The sequence below is a fragment of the Streptomyces sp. NPDC058525 genome (assembly GCF_042719495.1).
GTDB lineage: Bacteria > Actinomycetota > Actinomycetes > Streptomycetales > Streptomycetaceae > Streptomyces.
On sequence record NZ_JBHXNP010000226.1, the window covers coordinates 1 to 1344 of the forward strand.

Consider the following 1344-nt stretch of genomic DNA (forward strand, 5'->3'; position numbering starts at 1 on the left):
GTCGCTTCGCGATGGCCTCCGGCCACCCTTGACAGACCGTCCCAACCCGAAAAGACAAGGACCGGCGGGAACCCCCCAAAAGAACGGTCCACTGGGTCATGACCACCACCCATGCCCATCAGGGACCGGCACCTTGTGACCGGGGACCGGCAGAGACCCCAGAAGGCCCGGCGAGGAGCCATTCCCCGACGGGGGCAGCCCAACCCGCACCAAACAGCGGCCACAAGCCCATCCGGAGCCGGTAGGCGCGCCAGATCGCTACGCGCTTCTCATCTCTCAGCGTCCGACGGCCGTCTGGGGCTGGGAAGAGGCAGTCGGGGGGTGATGGGGGTCAGTGGGTGGCGAGCAGGAGGAGGATGGTGAGGGAGCCGGCGAAGACCACTACGTGGCGGGTGTTCTGGAGGTAGGGCATGACCCAGCGGGGGAAGCCCTTCTCGGCGGCGGCGAGCATGGACTTGACGTCGATGCGGGCCAGTTCGGCATCGCCGGACTTCGCGAAGGCGGCGGTCACGGAGGGCACGGCGGTCAGCTTGCTGTAGAGGATGGCGCAGTTCACGAGAACGACCAGTGACTGCACGATCCACGCGAGGGTCCCACTCCACCCCAGCCCGGCGAGGGTGACCACGGCGGAGAAGGTCAGGGCCGAGGCTATGCCGACGGGCGCCCAGGTCTCGTGACCACCCGCGTCCAGACGCATTCCGTTCTCTGCCATCACGGTGGTACGGACCCCCTGCCGCCCCAACTCGGCCTCGACTGCGGCCTGTGCGCGCGCTCCGTAGCGGCTGCGGACGAGGGGGATGCTCAGGAAGGCGAGTGCGATCAGCAGCTGCAGTCCGGCGGTGACGGCGTCCATCGTGGTTCCTCTTTTTCGGTTGCTGCCTGGGGGACGTGCACACCATGACGTCGCCCCCTGACGGGCCACAGACCAACCGCTGACAGCCCACTGACAGACCGGACCGGACACTCCCGGAAGATCCACACCCGCACCCGTTCCCAGCCCCAGACGGCCGTCGGACGCTGAGAGATGAGAAGCGCGTAGCGATCTGGCGCGCCTACCGGCTCCGGATGGGCTTCTCGCCGCTGTTTGGTGCGGGTTGGGCGGCACCCGTCGGGGAATGGCCCTCTGCCGGGCCCGGGCGGGGATCCTGCTGGCCCCCGGTCGCTAGGTGCCGGTCCCTGATGGGCATGGGTGGTGGTCATGACCCAGTGGACCGTTCTTTTGGGGGGTTCCCGCCGGTCCTTGTCTTTCCGGGTTGGGACGGTCTGTCAAGGGTGGCCGGAGGCCATCGCGAAGCGACGCGACGAAGGAGCGCCCTTGACAGGGCGGCCCGACCCGGAAGGACA

1 protein-coding gene is annotated in these 1344 nt (G+C 68.4%); it reads right to left on the bottom strand.

The genetic code is table 11. The features are described from left to right. Positions 1–331 precede the first annotated feature (331 nt). The gene (locus ACFWP3_RS41990; RefSeq protein WP_384232226.1) at positions 332–853 is read right to left on the bottom strand and encodes a hypothetical protein; all 522 of its coding nucleotides are present in this window, start codon (positions 851–853) and stop codon (positions 332–334) included. Positions 854–1344: the final 491 nt, after the last annotated feature.

Bases quoted from the DNA above. Each gene is read 5' to 3' on its own strand.
- ACFWP3_RS41990 (WP_384232226.1), bottom strand. From the start codon at position 853: ATGGACGCCGTCACCGCCGGACTGCAGCTGCTGATCGCACTCGCCTTC.